Consider the following 22,231-nt stretch of genomic DNA (forward strand, 5'->3'; position numbering starts at 1 on the left):
CGTCCGCCGCCAGGCGGTCGAAGAGGTCGTTCTCGGCGGCGCCCTTCTCGCGCATCGCCAGCGCCACCGCGACCGCGTGCTCCTTGATCACCTCGTGGGCGACCTCGCGGCCGACGCCGCGCCGCACCGCCGCCACCAAAATCTTCGTGGTGGCCAGGAAGGGCAGGAAGCGCTCCAGCTCCCGGTTGACCACCGCCGGGTACGCGCCGAACTCGTCCAGCACGGTGAGGAAGGTCTGGAACAGCCCGTCGGCGGCGAAGAACGCGTCCGGCAGGGCGACCCGGCGGACCACCGAGCAGGAGACGTCCCCCTCGTTCCACTGGTCGCCGGCCAGCTCGCCGACCATCGACAGGTAGCCCCGGATGATCACCGCGAAGCCGTTGACCCGCTCGCTGGACCGGGTGTTCATCTTGTGCGGCATCGCGCTGGAACCCACCTGGCCCGGCTTGAAGCCCTCGGTGGCCAGCTCCTGGCCGACCATCAGCCGGATCGTGGTCGCCAGCGACGACGGGGCGGCGGCGATCTGCGCCAGCGCGGAGAGCACCGCCAGGTCGATCGAGCGCGGGTAGACCTGGCCGACGCTGTCGAGCACCCGGCTGAAGCCCAGGTGCCCCGCGACCCGGCGCTCCAGCTCGGCCACCCGCTCGGCGTCGCCGTCGAAGAGGTCGAGCTGGTCGGCGGCGGTGCCGACCGGGCCCTTGACGCCGCGCAGCGGGTACCAGTCGATCAGGTCGTCCAGCCGCTCGTACGCGATGAGCAGCTCCTCCGCGGCCGAGGCGAAGCGCTTGCCCAGCGTGGTGGCCTGTGCCGCGACGTTGTGCGAGCGGCCGGTCATCACCAGGTCGGAGTGCTCGACGGCGAGCCGGGACAGCCGGGCCAGGGTGGCGACCACCCGGTCCCGGATCAGCTCCAGCGAGCGGCGCACCTGGAGCTGCTCGACGTTCTCGGTGAGGTCCCGGGAGGTCATGCCCTTGTGCACGTGCTCGTGCCCGGCGAGCGCGCTGAACTCCTCGATCCGGGCCTTCACGTCGTGCCGGGTGACCCGCTCCCGCTCGGCGATCGAGCCCAGGTCGACCTGGTCGAGCACCCGCTCGTACGCCTCGACCACGCCGTCCGGCACCGGCACGCCGAGGTCCCGCTGGGCCCGGAGCACGGCGAGCCAGAGCCGCCGTTCCATCCGGATCTTCTCCTCCGGTGACCAGAGGGCGACCAGCTCGGGCGAGGCGTACCGGTTGGCGAGCACGTTCGGGATCGTCACGTACCTCAGTCTTTCACGTCCGCGGACGTGACCCCGACGAGGCCGTCCGGCCGCCCACCAGCCCGGACGGCCGGGGACCGCCGGCCGGTGGCACACCGTGCCAGGCTGAGCGAAGGACGTAGGTCCGGCGACGCCCGCCCGGCTTCGCGCGGGGGGGGCGTCGGTCGTCCACGGACCTCACCCGCCGGGCAACGTGACCGTCGGGTCGAGGGCGATCCCCAGTTGCTGCGTCACGGTGAGAGGAAGATGGCCCTTCGCGTTCGCGGCGAGCGTCACCCGCAGCCACGTGCCATCGCCACGCCGTACGTCGATTTCCCGCTGCGTGGCGACCCCGTCGGCGTCCCGGGTCGTGGTGGTGCGGTGCCGCTCGCCGCGCGGCCCCGCGCCCGCCTCGCAGACCCGGGTCGGTGTGGGTTCGCCACAGACCAGGCCACCCTCCGGAACCGCGTCGCGCCGCCGGATGTCCACCGACAGGAGCCCGGCCACCCGCTTGACCATGACCCGGCCGTAACCCCAGTAGGTGTCCGTCGTGTTCCGACTCTCGGCACCGCGGTCGCTCCAACCCGCGCCCAGGTCGTTCGCGGTGAACACCGGGCCCTCGCCCTCCGCGCCGGTGACACCCGGCGCCTGCCGCTGTATCGCGGCGAGCACCCAACTGTGGACCAGCTGCCGGCGGGCCCGGGCGTCCCCCCGGAGCGGATCTGCGGCCACCTCGGCGACGGCCGGGTCGAGCACCAGCGCGGTCAACTGCGCCTCGGTGAGCGGCGGATCCTCGCCCTCACCCTCGATGTCGACGTAGATGACCACGCCGTCGGGCCGCCTCACCCAGACCGAATGGGTCATGGTGAAGCCAGTCGGACTCCTGCGGGGCCCGGCATCCGGGTTGCGCGCGGAGCTGGTCCGGATCGTCTCGCCGGCGGGTCCGGTCCGGGTGGCGCAACGGGCCCTCCGCATCGGCTCGGGCGGGCAGGGCTGCAACGCTCCCCAGTCCAGCGGGATGCCCACGACGAGGTAGCCGACCCGGTCACCGGCACGGACCCGCCCCTGGCCCAGATAGCCGTTCGGGGTGTAGCCGCGGGTGCTCGCCCCGGATCCCCAGACCGCCCCGCCCTCCCAGGCGCCGTCCTGCCGTATCCATTCGAGGTCCGGCGCCACCCGGCTCATCGCCTCGAAGATCGCCCGGTCGGTGGGGGTGAAGACCTGGCCCTGGCCGGTCGGCGGGGTACGTACCGTCGGGCTCGGCGCCGCCGGCGGGGCCGTTCGCGGGTGAGCCCCGGTGACGGCCGCCCCGACCGTGATCGCGCCGACCGCGACAGCCGCCGTCCCGATCACGGCGAGCCGGCGCAGTCGCAGACGGCGGCGCTGCCGAAAGATGACCCGGTCCAGGTCGATGGAGCTGGGCGGTACCTCACCGACCGCCTCTTCGAAGATCGTCCGGTGACTCATGCGCCCTCCCTGCTCGCGTCGATCGACACCAGGGCACGCAGGCTCTCCAGCCCTCGCGCCGCCTGGCTCTTCACGGTGCCCGCGCTGATTCCCAGCGCACGGGCGGTCTCCTCGACCGAGAGGTCGCAGTAGAAGCGCAGGACCACCACGGCCCGGCGGCGTGGCGGTAGCTGCGCCAGCAGATCCAGGAGTAACTCCCGGTCGGCGAGTGCCACCTCAGGCACGTTCGGCTCGGCCCGGTCGGGCAGGTCGTCGGTGGACCTCTCCCGCCGCCACGGCCGACGCCGCTCGTCCAGCCAGGCGTTGGTGAGCATGCCGCGGACGTACGCGTCGACGTGCTCCACGCGGCGCACCCGGCGCCAGTGCCGGTAGAGCTTGCCGATGGTGATGGACACCAGGTCGTCCGCGGTGTGCCAGTCCCGGCAGAGCAGGTACGCCGTGATGCGCAGTGGCTCCAACCGGACGCTCACGAACTGCCGGTACTCGTCCTCGTCGGCCCGGTTCACCGCGCCGGACCTTGCTTTCGCCTCATGCCTGGGGAACGGACCGACGGGTCGGTGAGGTTGCTCGGCGACCGACGGCGCGGGCGGTCTCGATCCCCCACCACGCGGACCGGCGCTGGATATAATCGACTGCCGGACCGTATATAGGGGGCGCGCGTGACCAAGATTCTGGTGGACGTCGACGACGAGGCGCTGGCGGACGCCGCCGCGGCCTTCGGCACCAAGACCAAGAAGGAGACGGTGAACGTCGCGCTGCGGGAAGGGGCTGCCCGCCTGCGTCGCGCCCGCGCCCTGGCGGAACTCAGCGGACGGGCCCAGGCCGGCGACTTCGACGAACTGCTCGACAAGGACACGTACCGGTCGTGAGACTCGCGGACTACCTGGTGGACACCAGTGCGCTGGTCCGGCTCCTGCGCGACCCCGACACCCAGGCCCGCTGGGAACAGCCACTCACGGCCGGCCTGCTCGCGGTCTGTCCGCTGGTCGAGCTGGAGTTCCTGTATTCGGCCCGTTCGCTGACCGACCGCAGGTGGCTGGGGGACCGACTGCGAACGGTGTTCAGCTGGGTGGGCATGCCGGACCGGATCTACGAGCGGGCGGCCGAGATCCAGGACCAGCTCACCGCCCGGGGCACCCACCGGTCCGCCGGTGCCGTCGACCTGCTGATCGCGGCGACGGCCGAGCACCAGGGCCTCTCCCTGCTGCACTACGACCGTGACTTCGACCAGATCGCCGAGGTGACCGGGCAGCCCGTGCGATGGCTCGCCCCGGCCGGCACTATCAAGTAGCTCGACCCGCGGGCCGGCCCTCGCAATCAGCGTTCGAGGATGGCGGTCACGCCCTGCCCGCCCGCCGCGCAGATCGAGATCAGGCCCCGGCCGCTGCCCTTGTCGGCAAGGAGCTTGGCCAGGGTCGCCACGATCCGGCCGCCGGTGGCCGCGAACGGGTGCCCGGCGGCCAGCGACGAGCCGTTGACGTTCAGCTTCTCCCGGTCGATCGTCCCGAGCGGGGCGTCCAGTCCCAGCCGGTCCTTGCAGAACTCCGGCGACTCCCAGGCGGCCAGGGTGGCCAGCACCTGCGAGGCGAACGCCTCGTGGATCTCGTAGAAGTCGAAGTCCTGGAGGGTCAGCCCGGCCCGGGACAGCATCCGGGGCACCGCGTACGCGGGGGCCATCAGCAGGCCCTCGTCGCCATGCATGAAGTCGACGGCGGCGGTCTCCGACCAGGAGAACCACGCCAGCACGGGCAGGTGGTGCTCGCGGGCCCACTCCTCGCTGGCCAGCAGCACCGTCGAGGCGCCGTCGGTGAGCGGCGACGAGTTGCCGGCCGTCATGGTCGCCGCGTCGGCGTCGGGCCCCTTCGCGCCGAAGACCGGCTTGAGCGAGCCGAGCTTCTCCAGGCTGGTGTCGGGGCGCAGGTTCGCATCGCGGGTCAGCCCGAGGTAGGGGGTCAGCAGGTCGTCGAAGAACCCCCGGTCGTACGCGGCGGCGAGCCGCTGGTGCGAGCGCAGCGCCAGCTCGTCCTGGGCCTGCCGGTCGATCTGCCAGCGCAGCGCCGTGCGGGCGGCGTGCTCCCCCATCGACAGCCCGGTACGCGGCTCCGCGTTGCGCGGGATCTCCGGCTTGAACGGCTGGGTGGGGCGCAGCTTCGCGGCGATCCTCAGCCGCTCGCCGAGGGTGCGGGCGCTGTTCAGCCTGAGCAGCGTGCGGCGCATCTCCTCGTTGACCGCGAGCGGCGCGTCGGAGGTGGTGTCCACGCCGCCGGCGATGCCGACGTCGATCTGCCCGAGGGCGATCTTGTTGGCGACCAGGATGGCCGCCTCCAGCCCGGTGCCGCAGGCCTGCTGGATGTCGTACGCGGGGGTGTGCGGGTCGAGCTTCGAGCCGAGCACGACCTCGCGGGTGAGGTTGAAGTCCTTCGCGTGCTTGAGCACGGCGCCGGCCACCACCTCGCCGACCCGCTGGCCGGCCAGGCCGAACCGGGCGACGAGCCCGTCCAGCGCGGCGCCCAGCATGTCGGCGTTCGACGCGCTGGCGTACCGCGAGTTGGACCGCGCGAAGGGGATGCGGTTGCCGCCGATGACCGCGACCCGCCGGATGCTCTGCACGATCCCGCCTCCTCGAAAGACTTGCCCTCAACCTACTCGCCAGTAGGCTACGCCTATGACCGACAGGTACGCGAGCTTCGTCCGATCGGGGGCCGGCCGTGCGCTGGTCAAGCGCCTCGGGCTGCCCGACCCGCCGCGACTGCGCCGGCACACGCCCGGCGACCCCATCGTGCCCGGCCCCGTCCTGCTGGGCGCCGCGACCGGCGCCCGGCTCGCCGAGCAGGCCGGCAAGCTCCTGGCCGCCGCCGGGGTCGAGCTGCGCGATCCCGGCGCCGTGGAGCCCACCGGGCGCTTCGCCGCCCTGGTGTACGACGCCACCGGCATCACCGACTCCGGCGACCTGCGTCAGCTGTACGACTTCTTCCACCCGCACGCCCGCTCGGTGCTGCCCAGCGGCCGGGTCGTCGTGCTCGGCACCCCGCCCGGGGAGTGCGGCTCCCCCCGGGAGGCGACCGCCCAGCGGGCCCTGGAGGGGTTGACCCGCAGCATCGGCAAGGAGTTCGGCCGGGGCGTCACCGCCCAGCTGGTCCACGTGACGCGGGACCCAGACGCCGGCACCTGGACCAGCCTGGAGGCGACCCTGCGGTTCCTGCTCTCCGGCCGGTCCGCGTACGTCTCGGGGCAGGTCGTCCGGGTCGGTGCCGGCACGGCCGAGCCGCCGGCCGACTGGGACCGCCCGCTCGACGGGCAGGTCGTCCTGGTCACCGGGGCGGCCCGGGGCATCGGCGCGGCGCTGGCGCGGGTGCTGGCCCGCGACGGCGCCCGGGTCGTCGCGCTGGACATCCCGGCGGCCGGGGACGAACTGGCGGCGGTCGCCAACGAGATCGGCGGCACGGCCGTCCAGCTCGACCTGACCGCCCCCGACGCCCCGGACCGGCTCGCCGAGCACCTGGTTGGCCGGCACGGCCGGGTCGACGTGGTCGTGCACAACGCCGGCATCACCCGCGACAAGACCCTCGGCCGGATGGACGCCGACCGGTGGGACTCGGTGCTCGACGTCAACCTCTCCAGCCAGGAGCGGATCAACGACGTGCTGCTGGCGCGGGAGCTGATCCCGGCCGGCGGCCGGATCGTCTCGGTCTCCTCGATCGCCGGCATCGCCGGCAACCGGGGCCAGACCAACTACGCCACCAGCAAGGCGGGCGTGATCGGGCTGGTCGAGTCGCTCGCCCCGGCGCTGCGCGAACGGCAGATCAGCGTCAACGCGGTGGCCCCCGGCTTCATCGAGACCCGGCTGACCGCGCGCGTCCCGCTGGTGCTGCGCGAGGCGGGCCGACGGATGAACAGCATGTCCCAGGGCGGGCTGCCGGTGGACGTCGCCGAGACCATCGGCTGGCTGGCGTGGCCGGCCTCCGGCGCGGTCAGCGGCAACGTCGTCCGGGTCTGCGGCCAGAGCCTGCTGGGGGCGTGATGGCGAGGAGGGAACGCCCGGCGGAGGGCCCGGACGACCTGTCGGTGCACGAGCTGATCGACGGCCCCACCGAGATCCTGTCGCAGGAGACCCTGGACGCGATCCGCCAGCCGGAGCCGTCCGGCCACGACCTGAGCCTCGAGCAGACGCACGACCTCTCCGCCGCCTCGGTCGAGGCGACGCAGGACCTCTCCGGCCGGACGGCGCGGGACCCGGCCGGGCGCGCCGGGACGGGCGCCCGGGAGCGCGTCGAGCTGCCCCGGATGCCGGCGGCCGGGGCGCTCTACCGGCGGGCGCTGCTCGGCGCGCTGCCCGGCCCCGGCGGCAGTCGGCGCTCGGCGGGCGTCCCGGCGGTCGAGCTGGCCGTCGGGGGGATCACCGTCGACCGGACGCACCTGGCCGACTACGACCGGGTCTGCGGGTTCCGGCTCACCGACCGGCTGCCCGCCACGTTTCCGCACGTCATGGGCTTCCCGTTGGCCCTGCGGCTGATGACCGCGCCGGAGTTCCCCATCCCGCTGACGGGCGTGGTGCACGTCGGCAACCGGATCACCGTGCACCGCCCGGTCACCGCCGACGAGACCCTCGACTTCCGCACGTACGCCGAGAACCTGCGCCCGCACGAGCGGGGGCGGCAGGTCGACGTGGTGCTGGTCGGCTCGGTCGACGGGACGGAGGTCTGGCGGGGCGTCTCGACGTACCTCGGCCGGGAGGGCAAGCGGGGCGGCGGCGGACGGCGCGACCAGGCCGGGCGGCCCACGACGCCGGCCGGTTCGGCCCGCTGGCGGGTCGAACCCCGCGTCGGCAAGGACTACGCGCGGGTCTCCGGCGACCACAACCCGATCCACACCTCCCGCCTCGGCGCCCGGCTGTTCGGTTTTCCCCGGCCGATCGCGCACGGGATGTGGAGCAAGGCCCGCTGCCTGGCCGCGCTGGAGAACCGGCTGCCCGACGCCTACACGGTCGAGGTGGCCTTCAAGCTGCCGGTGCCGCTGCCGGGCACGGTGAGCTTCAACCTGCTGCCGGAGGGCGGGTTCGCCCTGCACGACTCGCGCGGTCGACCGCACCTGGCGGGCCTCGTGCGCTGAGGCGCCCCTGCCGAAGCTGGGCACGCCCCTGCCGGATCCGGATCCCGGGCTTGGCAGGGGCGCTTTCGTGCGCTAAGTTGTTCTCACAGCGAGATGTTCTCAGAATGAGAGAGACATGGTTGACGAGCAGGACTTCCTGGCCGGGTACGACCCCGGGGCCTACCCGTCGGTCGCCGTGACCGTCGACGTGGTGGCGCTGACAATCCGGGACGGCGCGCTGCACCTGCTGCTGATCCGGCGCGGCCAGCCGCCCTTCGAGGGGCACTGGGCGCTGCCCGGCGGCTTCGTCCGCCCCGACGAGGACCTCACCGCCGGCGCCCGACGGGAGCTGGCCGAGGAGACCGGGCTCGGCGGCGAGGGGTTGCGCCGCGTACACCTGGAGCAGTTGGGCAGCTACGGCACCCCCGACCGCGACCCGCGCATGCGCGTCGTCTCGGTCGCCCACCTCGCGTTCGCCCCCGACCTGCCCGACCCGGCCGCCGGCACCGACGCCGACGAGGCGGTCTGGCTGCCGGTGACCGCCCTGACCGGCCGGCAGCTCGCCTTCGACCACGGCCGGATCATCGACGACGCGCTGGAGCGGGCCCGGTCCAAGCTGGAATACACCCCGCTCGCCACGCGCTTCCTCGCCGGCGAGTTCACGATCAGCGAGCTGCGCGCCGTCTACGAGACGGTCTGGGGCCACCCGCTGCACGCCGGCAACTTCCACCGCAAGGTGCTCTCCGTGCCGGGCTTCGTGGAGAGCACCGGCACCAGCACCGAGCGCGGCGGCGCCCGGGGCGGCCCCCGCGCCCGGCTCTACCGGGCCGGCGACGCCCGGCTGCTGCACCCGGCGCTGCTGCGCCCCGCCCGGGAGGAGGCGGTCCGATGAGGACCGCCGACGCCGTCCGCCTGGTCGCGGCGGCCCGCACCGACGCCGACCTGTTCGGCACGGACCAGCCGGCCCGGCGCTACCGCGAGCTGGTCGCGGCCCTGCACCCCGACCGTCTGCCGGCCGACCCGGCGGTACGCGCCGAGGCCACCGACGCGTTCATCCAGGTCACCACCCGCTGGCGGGCCCGGCAGGTCACCGTCCTCGGCGACTACCGCCTCGGCGCGCCGGCCTACTCGGGCGACCTGGCCGACCTCTACGACGTCGGGTCCGACCGGCTGCTCAAGCTGCCCCGGCGGCCCGCCGACAACGACCTGATGGCCCGCGAGGCGCACGCCCTGCGCACCATCGCCGAACGCGGCGACCCGCGCTACCTGCCGTACGTGCCCCGGCTGGTCGAGGACTTCCCGCACCGGGACGCCGCGACCGGCGCCGAACGACGGATCAACGTGCTCGCCACCGCGCCCGGCCTGCACGACCTCGACGAGGTCCGGCGCGCGTACCCGGACGGGCTGGACGCCCGCGACGTGGCCTGGATGTGGCGGCGGCTGCTGGTGGCGCTCGGCCTGGCCCACGGGGCGGGCATCGTGCACGGCGCGGTCCTGCCGCCGCACGTGCTGATCGAGCCGGACGGGCACGGCGTGGTGCTGGTCGACTGGTGCTTCTCCGCCCCCGTCGGCAGCACGATCCCCGCGCTGGTGCCCGGGTACGACGCGAACTGGTACCCGGAGGAGATCCCCCGGAAGAAGCCCTGCGGGCCGGGCACCGACATCGCGATGGCCAGCCTCTGTATGAGCTGGCTGATGGGGCCGCGCGCGCCCCGCGAGCTGCACGACTTCGCGCGGGGCTGCCGCCAGCGGTCCCTGGACGCCCGGCCCGACGACGCCTGGCACCTGCTGCGCGAACTGGACGAGGTGCTGGAGCGGCTCTACGGGCCGCGCACCTTCCGACCCTTCACCCTCAACCCGTAAGGAGCTGTCATGGGCAGTGGAATGTGGTCCACCGACGTGTACGACGCCGCCGACCGCTACCGCCGCAAGACCGGCAAGAGCGCGTTCTCCTACAGCGACAGCGGGGCGCGCAAGGTGCACCCCGCCCTCGACCCGCGCGACGCGATGCGCGAGAGCCGCGACTCCGACGAGCACCCCCGCTCGACACCCATCGCGGTGCTCTTCGACGTCACCGGCTCGATGCGCAACGTGCCGCGCGTCCTGCAGACCAAGCTGCCGCAGCTGCTCGGGCTGCTGCAACGGCAGGGCTACGCCAGCGACCCGCAGATCATGTTCGGCGCGATCGGCGACGCCACCTGCGACCGGGTGCCGTTGCAGGTCGGCCAGTTCGAGTCGGACAACCGGATGGACGACGACCTCGGCCGGATCGTGCTGGAGGGCGGCGGCGGCGGGCAGATGACCGAGTCGTACGAGCTGGCCATGTACTTCATGGCCCGGCACACCGCCACCGACTCCTGGGAGAAGCGCGGCCGGCGCGGCTACCTGTTCATCATCGGCGACGAGCTGGCGTACCCGCAGGTGAAGTCCCGGGAGGTGAAGCGCGTCATCGGCGACGACCTGCGCGAGGACGTGCCGCTGCGGCAGATCGTCGACGAGCTGACCCGCCGCTGGGACACCTACTACCTGCTCCCCGCCGGCAGCCACTACTCCGGCAACGCCAAGGTGCTCGACGCCTGGCGGGACCTGCTCGGGCAGAACGCCGTCGTGCTGGACGACCTCGACGCGGTCTGCGAGACCATCGCGCTCACCGTCGGGCTCGGCGAGCAGGCCATCGACCTGGACGAGGGCCTGCGCGACCTCGACCGGGCCGGCTCGGGCGCCACCGGCACCGTCTCCAAGGCGCTGGCCCGCCTGCGCGGAGGGCGGCGCGCCGAGGTGTCGACGCTGCCCGCGTTCCGCGACACCGGCGGCGAGGTGACCCGGCTGTGAGACCCGTGACGGTGGTCGGCCCCGGCTTCGGAGAGGTGACCCGGCGATGAGGCACGTGGCGGTGGTCGACCTCGGCTACGGCGACGCCGGCAAGGGCACGGTCGTGGACTGGCTCTGCGCCACCCGGCCCGTGCACACGGTGGTCCGCTTCAACGGGGGCGCGCAGGCGGCGCACAACGTCGTGCTGCGCGACGGGCGGCACCACACGTTCGCCCAGTTCGGCGCCGGCACGTTCCACCCCGGCGTCCGTACGCACCTGTCGCGGCACGTGGTGGTGGACCCGCTGGCGCTGGCCGCCGAGGCCGACCACCTCGCCTCGGTCGGGGTGCCCGACGCGCTCGACCGGTTGACCGTCGACGGGGAGGCGCTGCTCGCCACCCCGTACCACCGGGCCGCGAACCGGGCCCGGGAGATCGCCCGCGGAGCCGACCGGCACGGCTCCTGCGGGCTCGGGGTGGGCGAGGCCGTCGCGTACGGTCTTGCCCACCCCGACGAGGCGCCCCGGGTGGCCGACTGCCGCAACCCGGCGCTGCTGCGCCGACGGCTGACCGCCCTGCGGGACCGGCTGACCGCCGAGCTGGGCCCGCTGGACGCGCCGCCGGTCGCCGACTGCCTGCCCGCGTTCTCCGGCTTCGCCGGGCGGGTCGCGATCGTCGACCGGAGCTGGCTGGCCGGGGCGCTGCGCGCCGGCACCTGCGTCTTCGAGGGCGCGCAGGGGGTGCTGCTCGACGAGTGGCACGGCTTCCACCCGTACACGACGTGGAGCACCACCACCTTCGCCAACGCCGACAGCCTGCTCGCCGAGGCGGGCCTGTCCGGCGGCGCCACCCGGATCGGGGTGCTCCGGGTGGTCACCACCCGGCACGGGCCCGGCCCGCTGGTGACCGAGGACCGGGCCCTGCCGCTGGCCGACCCGCACAACCCGACCAACCCGTGGCAGGGGCGGTTCCGGTTCGGCCACTTCGACGCGGTCGCCCACCGGTACGCCCTCGCCGCGGCCGGCGGGGTCGACGGCCTGGCGCTGACCCACCTCGACCTCGCCGGCCCCGCGCTGCGGATCTGCCGCCGCTACGACACCACCGACCGGCTCACCCCGGGCCCGCCGGGCGACCTGGACCGGCAGGCCGCGCTCACCGACCGCCTGCTGCGCTCCCGTCCGGTGTACGACGCCTCGCCGCCGGACTGGGCGGAGGCGGTGCACGCGGAGCTGGGCGTTCCGGTGGTGCTGACCTCGCACGGCCCCACCGCCGGCGACAAGACCCCGCACGGCCCGCTGCTCGCCCCGCCGGCCCCCGTCTCCCGGGCGTCGGCGGTTCCGGCCGGGCCGGCCGCCCGGACGTCGGCGCCCGCCGCGCCGGTTCCGGCCGGGCCGGCTGCCCCGGCGTCGGCGTGACGGCGGGTCGTCCCGAGGGCTTCCCGGCGAGGGCGGGTGATCCGGCGACTCGGCCACCGGGCGGGTCGCGCCCGGCGAGCATGGGAGGCATGGAGTCCGTGCTCGACCTGCTCCGGCAGCTGGTCACCTCACCGTGGGTGTACCTGCTGATCTTCGGGCTCACCGCGGTCGACGCGTTCTTCCCCGCCGTACCCGGCGAGGCGGCCGTGATCACCGCCGCCGTGCTCGCCACCGGCGGCGACCCCAACCTCGTGGGGGTGATCGTCGCCGCCGCGCTGGGCGCCTGCGCCGGCGACCACGTCTCGTACGCCATCGGGCGCGGCGGCGGCGCGAACCGCCTCGCCCGCTTCCCGGCGGACAGCCGGCGCCGGGCCAGCTCCGAGTGGGCCCGTCGGGCGCTGCGCCGGCGCGGCGGGCTCATCCTCACCACCGCCCGGTACGTCCCCGGTGGCCGCACGGCGGTCACCCTCACCATGGGCGCGGTCCGCTACCCGCTCCGGTCGTTCCTGCTCTTCGACGCCGTCGCGGCGGTGAGCTGGGCGCTCTACTGCGCCCTGCTCGGCTACTTCGGCGGGCTGGCCTTCGAACGCGACCCGCTCAAGGGCATCCTCGCCGGCGTGGGCCTCTCGCTGGCGATCACGCTTCTGCTGGAGTCACTCCGCTGGCTGCGCCACCGCAGGAGCCGCGCCACACCCGGCGGCTGAACCGGGCGACGGGCGACGCGGCCCGCGGGGGCAGGCAGCGGCACGACGTCGACGGCCCGCGCTGGCGACGGCAGCGGGGTCGGGCGCCGTCGGCGGGTCAGGAGGGGGTGATCCGTGGGTGCCAGGTGACGCCGGCCAGCAGCTGCCCGGCCCCCAGCCAGGCCACGTTCATCATCCGGGTGGCGGTCTTCTCCGGGTCCGCCTCCGGGTGGTCCGCGAGCCAGTCCGCCAGCGACTCGGTCGCCCCCACCAGGGCGTACGCGACGACCTCCAGGTCGGTCTCGCCGGCCTCGCGGCCCTGGGCGCGCAGGGCGTGGTCGAGCATCCCGGCGACCACCTCGACCAGCCGGGCCCGCATGCCAGCCAGCTCGCCGGCGAAGGGCTGCTCGCCCCGGGCCTGCCGGTAGAGCACCGCCCAGCCGTCCCGGTGCGCCCCGACGAAGCCGAAGAACGCGCGCAGCCCGCGCCAGAGCCGCTCGTCGGCCGGCAGGTCGGGGGCCGCCGCCCCGGCGATGGCCTGCATCATCCGGGTGCCCTCCCGGTGCAGGCAGGCGACGAAGAGTTCTTCCTTCGTGCCGAGGTACGCGTAGACCATGGGCTTGGAGATGCCGGCGTCCACGGCGATCTCGTCCATGCTGGCGGCGTGGAAACCCCTGCGGGAGAACACTTTGACGGCCGCGTCGAGCATCTGCTGCTCGCGTACGGCGCGGGGGAGGCGCTTGAAGGTGGGTGGGGTGGACACCTTGCGAGCATACCTACTCGCCCGTAAGGTTACGCACGAGTAGCCAATACCCGGAAGGTGCAGCCCCATGACTGACTTCGACCCGGCCAACTTCGCGAACGTCGGCCCCAAGGAGTTCGCCCAGCTGGTCAAGTCCACCCCGGACGACAAGATCGCCGAGGTGATGTCCGGCGACCTGCGCGGCAAGATCCTCGGCGAGGTCTTCGGCCGGATGCCGCAGCTCTTCCGCGCCGACCGGGCCGGCTCGACCAACGCGGTCATCCACTGGAACATCACCGGCCGTCCCGACGGTGGCACCGACACCTACGAGGTGGCCATCGCCGACGGCACGTGCACCGTCAACGAGACCCCGCAGCACGACCCGAAGCTCAGCCTCACGATGGGCCCGGTCGAGTTCCTGAAGATCGTCTCCGGTGGCGCGAACCCCGTCATGATGTTCATGACCGGCAAGCTCAAGGCCAAGGGCGACCTGGGCCTGGCCGCCAACATCGCCAACCTGTTCGACATCCCCAAGGCCTGACATGGCCGAGTTCTCGCTCGACCTGAACGAGGAACAGCGGGATCTGCGCGACTGGGTGCACGGCTTCGCCGCCGAGGTCGTGCGCCCGGCCGCGGCCGAGTGGGACGCCCGGGAGGAGACTCCCTGGCCGATCATCCAGGAGGCGGCGAAGGTCGGCCTGTACGGCTTCGAGTTCCTCGCCACCTGCTGGGCCGACCCCACCGGCCTCTCCCTCCCGATCGCCAGCGAGGAACTCTTCTGGGGTGACGCCGGCATCGGGCTGGGCATCTTCGGCACCTCCCTCGCGGTGGCCGCCATCTACGGCGCCGGCACCCCCGACCAGCTGGTCGAATGGGTGCCGCAGTGCTTCGGCACCGTCGACGAGCCGGCCGTCGCCGCGTTCTGCACCACCGAGCCCGAGGCCGGCTCCGACGTCGGCGCGATGCGCACCCGGGCCGTCTACGACGAGCGCACCGACGAGTGGGTGCTGAGCGGCCAGAAGGCGTACGCCACGAACGGCGGGATCGCCGGGGTGCACGTGGTCACCGCCTCGGTCGAGGCGTCGCTCGGCTCCCGCGGGCAGGCGGCGTTCGTCGTACCGCCGGGCACCGCCGGCCTGACCGCGACCCGCAAGCTGCGCAAGCTGGGCCTGCGCGCGTCACACACCGCCGACGTCTTCCTTGACGACGTACGCGTGCCGGGGCGCTGCCTGCTCGGCGGCCGGGACGCCCTGCTCGAACGGCTCGACCGGGCCCGCTCCGGCAAGCGCGCCTCGGGCCAGGCCGCGATGCGCACCTTCGAGCTCTCCCGGCCCACCGTCGGCGCGCAGGCGCTGGGCGTGGCCCGGGCCGCCTACGAGTACGCCCTGGACTACGCGAAGGAGCGGGTCCAGTTCGGGCGCCCGATCATCGAGAACCAGGCGGTCGCGTTCGCGCTGGCCGACATGAAGATGGAGATCGACGCCGCCCGGCTGCTGGTCTGGCGGGCGTCCTGGATGGGCCGCAACAACCGGCCCTTCACGGCCGGCGAGGGCTCGATGTCCAAGCTGAAGGCCGGCGAGGTGGCCGTCTCCGTCACCGGGCAGGCCGTGCAGCTGCTCGGCGGGGCCGGTTTCCTGCGCGACCACCCGGTCGAACGCTGGTACCGGGACGCCAAGATCTACACCATCTTCGAGGGCACCTCCGAGATCCAGCGGCTGGTCATCTCCCGGGCCATCTCCGGCATCCAGATCCGCTGACCGACCGCCGGTGGGGCCACCGCACAGGCCCCGACCGGCAGCACGTCCGCCGCGCCCGTACCGCTGGGGCGCCCGATCTCCAGATCGTCCGCGAGGGTCCCCGCCCCGGGGGCCCCTCGCGCACCGCACGAGGAGGCCGCGTCATGGACCTGCCGTTCGTCGTCGCCACCCTGGCCCGACGGGGGCTGCTCACCCCCGGCCACCCGATCCGCGTCGCCGCCCAGCTCCAGGCGCTGCGCAGGTGGGGCTGGAACATCGCCGGCGAGCTGCGCCAGGCCGCCGCCCGCGACCCGGACCGGGCGGCCGTCGTCGACGAGCAGGGCGCCAAGCTGACGTACGCCGAACTGCTCGACCGGGCCGAGCGGCTGGCCCGGGGGATGCGGACGGCGCTGGAGGTACGGCCCGGAGAGCGGGTCGGCGTGCTCTGCCGCAACCACCACGGCCTGGTCGAGACGATCGTGGCCGCCACCCTGCTCGGCGCGGACGCGGTGCTGGTCAACACCGGGCTCTCCGCCGCACAGCTCGCCACCGTGGCGCAGGAGCAGCGGCTACGGGCGCTGGTGCACGACGCCGAGTTCGCCGACCGGGTCGCCAGCCTCCCCGCCGAGGTGCGGCGGCTCGACGAGCGCGCCCGGCAGGAACTCGTCGTCGGCGCGCCCCCCGGCGAGCTGCGCCCCCCGGAGCGCGACGGCCGGATCATCGTGCTCACCTCCGGCACCACCGGCGCCCCCAAGGGTGCCCGGCGCCCCACGCCCAACGGGTTCGGCCCGCTGGTCTCCATCATCGACCGCATCCCGCTGCACGCCCGGGACACCGTCATGATCGCCGCGCCGCTCTTCCACACCTGGGGGTACGCCGCCCTCCAGGTCTGCTTCGCCCTGCGGGCCACGGTCGTGCTGCACCGCCGCTTCGACCCGGCCGCCACGCTCGCCGCCCTGGTGGCACAGCGCTGCGACGCCCTCTTCGCCGTACCGGTGATGCTGCAACGGCTGTTGGAGGTGCCGCCGCCGGACCCCCGGCCCCCGCTGAAGGTGGTCGCGGCCAGCGGCTCCGCGCTGCCGGGCGGCCTCGCCCTCAGGTTCATGGACGTCTACGGCGACGTGCTGCACAACCTCTACGGCTCCACCGAGGTCTCCTGGGCGTCCATCGCCGGCCCCGCCGAGCTGCGCGCGGCGCCCACCACCGCCGGCCGCCCGCCGCACGGCACCCGGCTGGAGATCCTCGACGCGGCCGGCGAGCCGGTGCCGGCCGGGCGGGTCGGCCGGATCTTCGTCGGCAACGAGATGCTCTTCGAGGGCTACACCTCCGGGGCCACCCGGGAACACCGCGGCGGCCTGCTCGACACGGGCGACCTGGGGCGGCTCGACGCCGACGGGCTGCTCTTCGTCGACGGCCGGGCCGACGACATGATCGTCTCGGGCGGGGAGAACGTCTTCCCGTCCGAGGTGGAGGACCTGCTCGCCCGGCTGCCGCAGGTACGCGAGGCGGCCGTGATCGGCGTACCGGACCCGCGGTACGGCCAGCGGCTCGCCGCGTTCCTCGCCCTGCACCCCGGCGAGACGCTCGACCCGGAGGCGGTCCGCGAGTACGTCCGGCACCAGCTGGCCCGGTTCTCCGTACCCCGGGACGTGGTCTTCGTGGACCACCTTCCCCGCAACGCCACCGGCAAGGTGCTGACCCGCGAGCTGCGCCGCCAGCACGGCTGAGCCGTTCCCCGGCCGTTACTGCCCGGATGCCCCGCCGCGCCTAGGCTGGCGGCACAATGATCGGCTCCGGACCCCGCCGCCGTGCCCGTCACCGCCACCATGCCCGCCACCGCCAGCCAGGACCACGGATGGCACCGCTGCTGCTGGTCGAGGCGGCGACGCTGCTCTCCAACACCGGCAACGGGGTGGCGAACGTGGCCCTGCCCTGGCTGGTGCTGGAACGCACCGGCAGCGCCACCGCGGCCGGCGTGGTCGCGGCGGCCACCGCCCTGCCGCTGCTGCTGTCCGGCCTCTTCTCCGGCACCCTCGTGGACCTGCTCGGCCGGCGGCGCACGGCGCTGGTCTCCGACACGCTCTCCGCCGTCTCCGTCGCCGCGATCCCGGTGGTCGACGCGCTGCTCGGGCTGAACCTCGGCTGGCTCGTGGCGCTGGCCGTGCTCGGCGCGGTGTTCGACCCGGCCGGCCTGACCGCCCGGGAGACGCTGCTGCCGGCCGCCGCGCAGGCCGCCGGCTGGCGGCTCGAACGCGCCAACGGGGTGCACGAGGCGGTCTGGGGGCTCGCCTTCCTGATCGGGCCCGGCGTCGGCGGCGTGCTCATCGCCGCGATCGGCCCCGGCTCGACGCTCTGGGTCACCGCCGCCGGATTCGCCCTGGCCGTCGCGATGATCGCCGCCGTCCGGCTGCCCGGGGCCGGCCGCCCCGAGCGCCCCCCGGCCGGGCTGTGGCGCGGCACCGTCGAGGGGCTGCGGTTCGTCTGGCGGGACCGGCTGCTGCGGACCATCGCGCTGCTCTCGATGGTGCTGGCCGCGCTCTACCTGCCGGTCGAGGGCGTGCTGCTGCCGGCGTGGTTCGTCGCCCAGGGGGAACCGGCCCGGCTCGGCGCGCTGCTCATGTCGATGAGCGCCGGCGGGGTCGTCGGGGCGCTCGCCTCCGGCGCGGCGGGCCGGCTGATCCGCCGCCGCACCCTGATGGTGGTCGCCCTCGTCGTCATCGGGGTGGCCCTCGTCGGGCTGGCCACCCTGCCGCCGTACCCGGCCATGATCGGCTTCGCCGTCGCGATCGGGCTCGCGTACGGGCCGGTCAACCCGCTGTCCAACTACGCCATGCAGACCCGCACGCCGGAGAGGTTGCGCGGGCGCGTGGTCGGGGTGATGACCTCGTTCGCGTACGCGGCCGGCCCGGCCGGCTACCTGCTCGCCGGGCCGCTGGTGGAGTGGCTCGGGCTGCGTACCGCGTTCCTGGTGCTGGCCGGGGCGCTGCTGGCGGCGACCCTGACCGCCGCCCCGCTGCCGGCGCTGCGGGCGCTGGACGAGCCGCCCCGCTATCCGCCCGCCCCGCCCGGCGGCCCCGCGAAGCGGGTGGAGGATCCCGTCCCGCTCAACGGGCAGTACGCCTCCGCCACGAACCGGGACGCGCCCCGCGTACAGGGGCGCGTCCGGGTCGACGAACTGTGGACGCCCGCCGCGCACCGGGACACGCCCGTGCGGGGCTGACGTCACGGTCAGGGATGGAGCGTCAGCCCGGGCGTGGTGGCGATGGCCGTCAACTGCGCCACGGTGAGCACCGGCGGCGAACCGAACCGGACCGTCGGCGTCGCGCCGTTCTCCCCGCGGGTGATGTGGTGGTTGTCCGTCGTCACCGTCACGGTCGTGCCGTCCGCCCGTCGCACCTGTGCCCAGCGCTGCTCGTGGCCCTCCTTCCCGGGTCTGGTGGCGCCGACGGCGAGGGTGCCGCCGTCCGGCAGGCGGCTGCTGGTGCAGGTACGGGGGTCGGGGGCGCCGGCGCACCCGCCGGGCGCGTCGGCGGTCGTCGGGGCCAACGACACCGTCACGTTGTCGACGTGGCCGTTCCCGCGCAGCCGGGCGTGGGCGTAGTAGTGCCAGTGGCTCTTCTCGTAGGTGAACTGCACCAGGTCGCAGCCCGGGATCGTGCCGTCGATCGACAGCCCCGCCGGCACGACGGCCGCCAGCGCCGGGCGCAGCACGAGGGTCAGCCGGGCGACGCCGGCGTCGGGGCGTTCGGTCGGCCGGGCACGCACCGGGTCGTACGACTGCTGGGGCGCCGGCGGGCCGCTGGGCTCCGGTTCCACCACCGGGCAGAGCGACGGGTCGGCGGACGGCGAGCCGCCACCGGCCGGCAGGGTGGGCCCACCCGGTCCGGCGGCCGGGCCGACGAGCAGCGCCGGTGTCACCGCGACCGCGGCGACCATCGCGGCGGCCCCGGTGCCCGCCACCATCCACGCCCGATGGCGGCGGCGCTGCCGGTCGTCGGCGATCAGCCGGTCCACGTCGATCCGGGTGGGCGGCGGTGACGCCACCGCACTGCGCATCTGCCGGGCGAGTTCATCCATCGGTGCGTGCCTCCTCGGCTCGGGCCGGCACGCCCACGAGGCGGCTCCGCAGCGCCTCGATCGCCCGCGCCGACTGGCTCTTGACGGTGCCGGTGGTGCAGCCGAGTTCCCGGGCGGTCTCCTCCACCGACAGGTCGCAGAAGTAGCGCAGCACCAGGACCGCGCGGCGGCGCGGCGGCAGCTCGGCCAGCAGGGCGAGGATGGTCAGCCGGTCCGCGGCACCGTCGGTGGCGGACCGGACGGCGGCATCGGGGACCTCGGCCCAGGCGGCCTCGCGCCGCCACGGCCGGCGCCGCTCGTCGAGCCAGACCCGCAGCAGGGCACGCCGGACGTACGCGTCGGGATTGTCCATCCGCGACACGCGCCGCCAGTGCCGCAGCAGCTTGACCAGCGCCGTCGACACCAGGTCGTCGGCCGTGTGCCAGTCGCCACAGAGCAGGTACGCCGTGCGGCGCAGCGGGTCCAGCCGCGCCCCGACGTACTCACGGTAGCCCTCGATGTCGGCAGGCAATCCCGCCACCTCCTCGCCTCACCGCTCAAACGGAGGCGAGGAGGGTGGAGGTTGCCCGGTCAGCCCGGAATGCTGATCCGGCCCTCGACGGCGGCGGAGGCGATGTCGGTGCGGTGGTGCGCGCCGGCCAGCTCCACGCCGCCCACCAACGCGTACGCGGCGTCCCGGGCGGCGGGCAGGTCGGCACCGGTGGCGGTGGCGCAGAGGACCCGGCCACCGGCGGAGCGCAGCGTCCCGTCGGCGTCCCGCCGGGTGCCGGAGTGGATGATGCCCGGCCCCTCGGCCCCGGTGATCACGTCGCCGGTGCGCGGGGCGGCCGGGTAGCCTTCGGCGGCGACCACCACCGTGACGGCGGCACCGTCGCGCCAGCGCAGCGGCGGGTGCCCGGCCAGCGTGCCGGTCGCGGCGGCGTGCAGCAGCCCGGCCAGCGGGGTCTCCAGCAGCGCCAGCACCACCTGCGTCTCCGGGTCGCCGAAGCGGGCGTTGAACTCGATCACACGGGGGCCGTCGGCGGTCATCGCCAGCCCGACGTAGAGCAGGCCCGCGAACGGGGTGCCCCGCCGGGCCAGCTCCGCCAGGGTCGGGTGGACGACGTCGCGCATGACCTCGTCAACCAGACCGGCCGGCACCCAGGGCAGCGGCGCGTACGCCCCCATGCCGCCGGTGTTCGGGCCGCTGTCGCCGTCGCCGACCCGCTTGAAGTCCTGGGCCGGCAGCAGCGGCACCGCCGCCTCGCCGTCGGTGACCACGAAGAGGGAGACCTCCGGGCCGGCCAGGTACTCCTCGACGACGACCCGACCGCACTCCTCGGCGTGCCGCAGCGCGGCGGCGCGGTCGTCGGTCACCACGACACCCTTGCCGGCGGCGAGCGCGTCGTTCTTCACCACGTACGGCGCGCCGAACTCGTCCAGCGCCCTGCCGGTGCTCTCGGCGTCCGTGCAGGTGTACGCGCGGGCGGTCGGCACGCCGGCGGCGGTCATCACGTCCTTGGCGAACGCCTTCGAACCCTCCAGCCGGGCCGCCTGGGCGGACGGCCCGAACGCGGGGATCCCCTTGGCGCGTACGGCATCGGCGACCCCGGCCACCAGCGGCGCCTCCGGCCCGATCACCACCAGGTCGGCCCCGGTCTCCACCGCCAGCGCGGCGACGGCCGCCGGATCGCAGGGATCCACCGCCCGCAACGAGGCGAGCGAAGCGATGCCGGGATTCCCGGGCGCCGCGATCAGCTGCTCGACGGACGGATCACCAGCGAGGCCCAGCGCGAGCGCATGCTCCCGCCCCCCACCACCAAGAAGAAGAACCCGCACGACCGCATCCTACTGACCCCCTCCTCAAGCCCCGTTGATCAAGAAGTTTGCGTCCCATTTTCGGCCCGAGACGGGTCAGAACCTCTTGATCAACCATCGGGGCTGGAGCGGAGCGCTGCCTTGACCGTGTGGGGGATGTAGTCGGGGCGCAGTGTGTCGGCCCAGGTGAAACGGAGGATCCGCCAACCGGCGTTGACCAGCCGGTTCTGCCGCGACCGGTCCTCGAAGACTGCCCGGGGCGTGCGATGGGGCGCCTGCCCGTCCGCCTCGGCGATCACCCGCGCCGCTCGCCAGCCCAGGTCGCCGATGCCGAGCAGACAGCCGTCCCGGTCGCGCACCTCCAACTGGAGAAGCGTCGGGCGGTACGCCACCGTCGACGCACCGCAGCCTGGTCCGGGTCTCCAGCGGGGACTGCGCCCGTCCGTCCGCCCCTGTCAGGTGACGCCGGGCCGCGACGGCTCCCCTACGGCCCACGAGAAGGGCAGGAATCCGGGACAGCTCGGGCCCGGTGACGACCTGCCGGTTCAGCGCGGAGTCGAGTACACACACCGCCGAATAGCGGTCCACCCGGAGGATGACATCGGCGATGGTCCGCAGCGGGGTGGTCACGGGCATCCCGGCGACCTCGCCGACGGCGTCCGGATCGAGGGCGAGCTGGTGCACCACGACGTCGGGGTCGGTGAGCCGCTGCGGTCGTGGCCGATTCGCCGGCAGCGAGACGTGGATGGCGGACGCCGGACGGAGTCCGGCGATCCGATGCAGCTCGGCTGCGGTGTCGAGAACGACGACCGAGCCCGGCCCCAGGCTGGTGGTCACCGCCCGGATGCGGGCTCTACGGAGCGCGGCGGGGCTCAACTCGGGGACCGGCACGAAGCAACCCCTCGCCACCCGAATCCACCGGCCCGAGCGACACAGGTATCGGATCTGGCTCCGGCTGAAGCCCGCGGACAGGGCCTGCGCCGCCGTCACCACTCCGTCCTGACGACTGGCGATGCGGCAGAGGACGTCGAAACTCACCCCACCACGATGCGCATCCACCCGCGCATCACACCGCCCCTGTGGACAACCCCCAGCCCTCCTGTGGACAACCGCGAACTCCGCTCGTCGATCAAGAAGTTTCGGTCCGAATCCAGGCCGGATCCGGGCGCAAACTTCTTG

Annotated in this window: 22 protein-coding genes and 1 pseudogene; 13 read left to right on the plus strand and 10 right to left on the minus strand. The window is 74.3% G+C overall.

From position 1 onward, the window contains the following. The 3 genes from purB to ACSNN9_RS21370 form a co-directional block, all read right to left on the minus strand. On the minus strand, positions 1-1,258 hold a 1,258-nt coding region (gene purB / locus ACSNN9_RS21360; RefSeq protein ID WP_436675063.1), incomplete at its 3' end, for an adenylosuccinate lyase. 177 nt (positions 1,259-1,435) lie between these two features. Then, positions 1,436-2,704, minus strand: a complete 1,269-nt coding sequence (locus ACSNN9_RS21365) for a hypothetical protein (RefSeq protein ID WP_436675064.1) — start codon at positions 2,702-2,704, stop codon at positions 1,436-1,438. After that, positions 2,701-3,210, minus strand: a complete 510-nt coding sequence (locus tag ACSNN9_RS21370) for a SigE family RNA polymerase sigma factor (RefSeq protein WP_357869835.1) — start codon at positions 3,208-3,210, stop codon at positions 2,701-2,703. Before ACSNN9_RS21370 ends, ACSNN9_RS21365 begins: the two co-directional genes overlap by 4 nt. A 153-nt stretch (positions 3,211-3,363) precedes the next feature. Between ACSNN9_RS21370 and ACSNN9_RS21375 the strand changes: the two genes are divergently transcribed. Both ACSNN9_RS21375 and ACSNN9_RS21380 read left to right on the plus strand, forming a co-directional pair. After that, a complete protein-coding gene (locus ACSNN9_RS21375; protein WP_358082878.1) occupies positions 3,364-3,573 on the plus strand; it encodes a type II toxin-antitoxin system VapB family antitoxin in 210 nt (69 codons plus the stop codon). Then, positions 3,570-3,995, plus strand: a complete 426-nt coding sequence (locus ACSNN9_RS21380) for a PIN domain nuclease (protein WP_436675065.1) — start codon at positions 3,570-3,572, stop codon at positions 3,993-3,995. Before ACSNN9_RS21375 ends, ACSNN9_RS21380 begins: the two co-directional genes overlap by 4 nt. Positions 3,996-4,021: 26 nt before the next feature. Here ACSNN9_RS21380 and ACSNN9_RS21385 read toward each other — a convergent pair whose 3' ends face one another. Continuing rightward, the gene (locus ACSNN9_RS21385) at positions 4,022-5,314 is read right to left on the minus strand and encodes an acetyl-CoA C-acetyltransferase (RefSeq protein ID WP_436675066.1); all 1,293 of its coding nucleotides are present in this window, start codon (positions 5,312-5,314) and stop codon (positions 4,022-4,024) included. A 55-nt stretch (positions 5,315-5,369) separates the two neighbouring features. Here ACSNN9_RS21385 and ACSNN9_RS21390 point away from each other — a divergent pair, with 55 nt between their 5' ends. The 7 genes from ACSNN9_RS21390 to ACSNN9_RS21420 all read left to right on the plus strand — a co-directional run bounded on the left by ACSNN9_RS21390 (position 5,370) and on the right by ACSNN9_RS21420 (position 12,721). Beyond that, positions 5,370-6,725, plus strand: coding sequence for a 3-oxoacyl-ACP reductase (locus tag ACSNN9_RS21390; RefSeq protein ID WP_436675067.1), 1,356 nt, complete (start codon positions 5,370-5,372; stop codon positions 6,723-6,725). A 263-nt stretch (positions 6,726-6,988) separates the two neighbouring features. Continuing rightward, positions 6,989-7,813, plus strand: a complete 825-nt coding sequence (locus ACSNN9_RS21395) for a MaoC/PaaZ C-terminal domain-containing protein (protein ID WP_436675079.1) — start codon at positions 6,989-6,991, stop codon at positions 7,811-7,813. Between the two features lie 115 nt (positions 7,814-7,928). Continuing rightward, complete coding sequence (locus ACSNN9_RS21400; protein WP_121397242.1) at positions 7,929-8,684, plus strand: NUDIX hydrolase; 756 nt, start codon at positions 7,929-7,931, stop codon at positions 8,682-8,684. Then, positions 8,681-9,655 (plus strand): serine/threonine protein kinase, encoded by a 975-nt coding sequence (locus tag ACSNN9_RS21405; RefSeq protein WP_436675068.1) that lies wholly within the window; start codon positions 8,681-8,683, stop codon positions 9,653-9,655. Before ACSNN9_RS21400 ends, ACSNN9_RS21405 begins: the two co-directional genes overlap by 4 nt. Positions 9,656-9,664: 9 nt before the next feature. Further along, complete coding sequence (locus tag ACSNN9_RS21410; protein ID WP_436675069.1) at positions 9,665-10,624, plus strand: hypothetical protein; 960 nt, start codon at positions 9,665-9,667, stop codon at positions 10,622-10,624. A gap of 46 nt (positions 10,625-10,670) precedes the next feature. After that, complete coding sequence (locus tag ACSNN9_RS21415) at positions 10,671-12,017, plus strand: adenylosuccinate synthetase (RefSeq protein ID WP_436675070.1); 1,347 nt, start codon at positions 10,671-10,673, stop codon at positions 12,015-12,017. 89 nt (positions 12,018-12,106) lie between these two features. Further along, a complete protein-coding gene (locus ACSNN9_RS21420) occupies positions 12,107-12,721 on the plus strand; it encodes a DedA family protein (RefSeq protein ID WP_436675071.1) in 615 nt (204 codons plus the stop codon). A 97-nt stretch (positions 12,722-12,818) separates the two neighbouring features. Here ACSNN9_RS21420 and ACSNN9_RS21425 read toward each other — a convergent pair whose 3' ends face one another. Next, complete coding sequence (locus ACSNN9_RS21425; RefSeq protein ID WP_358082853.1) at positions 12,819-13,463, minus strand: TetR/AcrR family transcriptional regulator; 645 nt, start codon at positions 13,461-13,463, stop codon at positions 12,819-12,821. Positions 13,464-13,530: 67 nt separating this feature from the next. Between ACSNN9_RS21425 and ACSNN9_RS21430 the strand changes: the two genes are divergently transcribed. From ACSNN9_RS21430 to ACSNN9_RS21445, 4 genes are all read left to right on the plus strand, one after another. Then, positions 13,531-13,983: an SCP2 sterol-binding domain-containing protein gene (locus tag ACSNN9_RS21430; protein WP_210838809.1), complete on the plus strand. Its 453-nt coding sequence runs from the start codon at positions 13,531-13,533 to the stop codon at positions 13,981-13,983. A gap of 1 nt (position 13,984) precedes the next feature. Next, entirely contained in the window at positions 13,985-15,199 is a 1,215-nt protein-coding gene (locus ACSNN9_RS21435) for an acyl-CoA dehydrogenase family protein (RefSeq protein ID WP_436675072.1), read from the plus strand. Positions 15,200-15,342: 143 nt separating this feature from the next. Continuing rightward, entirely contained in the window at positions 15,343-16,905 is a 1,563-nt protein-coding gene (locus ACSNN9_RS21440; RefSeq protein ID WP_436675073.1) for an AMP-binding protein, read from the plus strand. A 128-nt stretch (positions 16,906-17,033) separates the two neighbouring features. Further along, on the plus strand, positions 17,034-18,398 hold the full coding sequence (locus ACSNN9_RS21445; RefSeq protein ID WP_436675074.1) for an MFS transporter: 1,365 nt from the start codon (positions 17,034-17,036) through the stop codon (positions 18,396-18,398). A gap of 8 nt (positions 18,399-18,406) precedes the next feature. Here the strand turns inward: ACSNN9_RS21445 and ACSNN9_RS21450 are convergent, their stop codons facing one another. The 5 genes and pseudogenes from ACSNN9_RS21450 to ACSNN9_RS21470 all read right to left on the minus strand — a co-directional run. Further along, on the minus strand, positions 18,407-19,255 hold the full coding sequence (locus tag ACSNN9_RS21450; protein ID WP_436675075.1) for a hypothetical protein: 849 nt from the start codon (positions 19,253-19,255) through the stop codon (positions 18,407-18,409). Further along, a complete protein-coding gene (locus tag ACSNN9_RS21455) occupies positions 19,248-19,766 on the minus strand; it encodes a SigE family RNA polymerase sigma factor (RefSeq protein ID WP_436675076.1) in 519 nt (172 codons plus the stop codon). Before ACSNN9_RS21455 ends, ACSNN9_RS21450 begins: the two co-directional genes overlap by 8 nt. A gap of 59 nt (positions 19,767-19,825) precedes the next feature. Next, positions 19,826-21,073, minus strand: a complete 1,248-nt coding sequence (gene purD / locus ACSNN9_RS21460; RefSeq protein ID WP_436675077.1) for a phosphoribosylamine--glycine ligase — start codon at positions 21,071-21,073, stop codon at positions 19,826-19,828. Positions 21,074-21,162: 89 nt separating this feature from the next. Beyond that, on the minus strand, positions 21,163-21,444 hold the full coding sequence (locus ACSNN9_RS21465; protein WP_436675078.1) for a DUF559 domain-containing protein: 282 nt from the start codon (positions 21,442-21,444) through the stop codon (positions 21,163-21,165). 553 nt (positions 21,445-21,997) lie between these two features. After that, a pseudogene (locus tag ACSNN9_RS21470) lies at positions 21,998-22,111 on the minus strand (hypothetical protein); the annotation flags it as partial. Between the last annotated feature and the right edge of the window lie 120 nt (positions 22,112-22,231).

The sequence above is a fragment of the Micromonospora sp. URMC 107 genome (genome assembly GCF_051386315.1).
Classification (GTDB): domain Bacteria; phylum Actinomycetota; class Actinomycetes; order Mycobacteriales; family Micromonosporaceae; genus Micromonospora.

Bases quoted from the DNA above. Each gene is read 5' to 3' on its own strand.
- ACSNN9_RS21420 (WP_436675071.1), top strand. From the start codon at position 12,107: ATGGAGTCCGTGCTCGACCTGCTCCGGCAGCTGGTCACCTCACCGTGG.
- ACSNN9_RS21390 (WP_436675067.1), top strand. From the start codon at position 5,370: ATGACCGACAGGTACGCGAGCTTCGTCCGATCGGGGGCCGGCCGTGCG.
- ACSNN9_RS21365 (WP_436675064.1), bottom strand. From the start codon at position 2,704: ATGAGTCACCGGACGATCTTCGAAGAGGCGGTCGGTGAGGTACCGCCC.
- ACSNN9_RS21415 (WP_436675070.1), top strand. From the start codon at position 10,671: ATGAGGCACGTGGCGGTGGTCGACCTCGGCTACGGCGACGCCGGCAAG.
- ACSNN9_RS21400 (WP_121397242.1), top strand. From the start codon at position 7,929: ATGGTTGACGAGCAGGACTTCCTGGCCGGGTACGACCCCGGGGCCTAC.
- ACSNN9_RS21450 (WP_436675075.1), bottom strand. From the start codon at position 19,255: ATGGATGAACTCGCCCGGCAGATGCGCAGTGCGGTGGCGTCACCGCCG.
- ACSNN9_RS21405 (WP_436675068.1), top strand. From the start codon at position 8,681: ATGAGGACCGCCGACGCCGTCCGCCTGGTCGCGGCGGCCCGCACCGAC.
- ACSNN9_RS21435 (WP_436675072.1), top strand. From the start codon at position 13,985: ATGGCCGAGTTCTCGCTCGACCTGAACGAGGAACAGCGGGATCTGCGC.
- ACSNN9_RS21445 (WP_436675074.1), top strand. From the start codon at position 17,034: ATGGCACCGCTGCTGCTGGTCGAGGCGGCGACGCTGCTCTCCAACACC.
- ACSNN9_RS21440 (WP_436675073.1), top strand. From the start codon at position 15,343: ATGGACCTGCCGTTCGTCGTCGCCACCCTGGCCCGACGGGGGCTGCTC.
- ACSNN9_RS21430 (WP_210838809.1), top strand. From the start codon at position 13,531: ATGACTGACTTCGACCCGGCCAACTTCGCGAACGTCGGCCCCAAGGAG.
- ACSNN9_RS21395 (WP_436675079.1), top strand. From the start codon at position 6,989: ATGCCGGCGGCCGGGGCGCTCTACCGGCGGGCGCTGCTCGGCGCGCTG.
- ACSNN9_RS21410 (WP_436675069.1), top strand. From the start codon at position 9,665: ATGGGCAGTGGAATGTGGTCCACCGACGTGTACGACGCCGCCGACCGC.